Annotated in this window: 1 protein-coding gene; it reads right to left on the bottom strand. The window is 64.8% G+C overall.

Going from position 1 to position 1,098, the window contains the following annotated elements; genetic code table 11:
• Nucleotides 1–196: 196 nt before the first annotated feature.
• The coding region (locus tag ASG03_RS19755) for a D-Ala-D-Ala carboxypeptidase family metallohydrolase (RefSeq protein WP_156381896.1) at nt 197–1,098 on the bottom strand (902 nt) is incomplete at its 5' end.

Raw genomic sequence — 1,098 nt, 5'->3', positions numbered from 1 at the left:
GGGAGTCGAACCCCTCTTCCCAGAATGAAAATCTGGTGTCCTAACCGATAGACGAAGGGCGCAGTCGCTTTGCGGTGGCCGTCTTATAGTCAGCGGTTTTCAGGATCGCAAGCCGCAAATGCCATTTTGTCGTAAAAAGTTCAAACCTGTGGAAGGCAGTTGCGCCCGTGCCGGAATGCTTCGTCAAATCAGGTGTTTATGCATCCCTTGGTCCGCAGGACCAGTTCCAGTCCCGCTGCGGTCCGATATCGATATGGACGGACTGTGTGTGGCAATAGGTGCCTACGCCGCCACGACCTTGCGTGCCGCGCAGGAAGGTCGCAACGTCCCATTTGCTGACGCCCGCCACCTGGATATCGGCAGCTTCGCAGGTCAGGTGCCGCGACTGCGGCCGTCCACCGACCCGGATATTGTGACTCAGGCTGCGCCGTCCCGACGTGACGAGCACTTTCTTGCCGAAATGCTGTTCCACCGATTTCAGGATGTTCAGCAGCTGCGGCTTGAAGCAGCCGGTTTCAACCGTATCCGTCTGGAGAAGCAGGCCGCTCGGCGCCAGACGGGCAAGGCCCGACAGTGACGCCATCTGTACCTTCGGGCTTGCATCATCGTGATTCTCGGCGGTGTCATCCACCGTCGCAAACATCGAACGCGCCCGGATGCCGGGAAGGGCGGTATAGCTGAGCGCGGCCGCCTGCTGCGGGGCCATTCCGGCTCCATGGGCAACAGGCGGCGTGTTGCCCGCCTTTCCGCGCGTCCCTGCGCCGGGCGCCGCGGCAGCGGCTGCGCGGGCGGGGCCGAAGAGCCCGATCAGCGATGCCGCCGTCTCCGGCGTGCGCGCGGCTGGCGGTGGCGATGAGGGCGCCAGGTTCGCGAGCGCCGCTTCGGCCGGCATGCCATTTGCAGCCGTGGGCACACCGCCCGCTCCGGCTGGATAGCCCGCATCCGAGGATTGGAGAGGCAGCGTCTGACGAGCGTAGGGCGACTGTGCGTCCTGACGCTCGGGCGCGGTGCGGAAAAGGCTTGCCGGCGACGATCCGCCGCCCGAAATCGGCGACGTGCCTGGCGCACCTGCGCTGCCGGTCGAGAAGATGCTGCTGG

It is taken from the genome of Rhizobium sp. Leaf341, assembly GCF_001424325.1.
In the GTDB taxonomy this organism is placed as follows: Bacteria; Pseudomonadota; Alphaproteobacteria; order Rhizobiales; family Rhizobiaceae; genus Ferranicluibacter.
The sequence above is the reverse complement of the archived record's forward strand: the minus strand, read 5'-3'. Positions and strand labels throughout refer to the sequence as shown.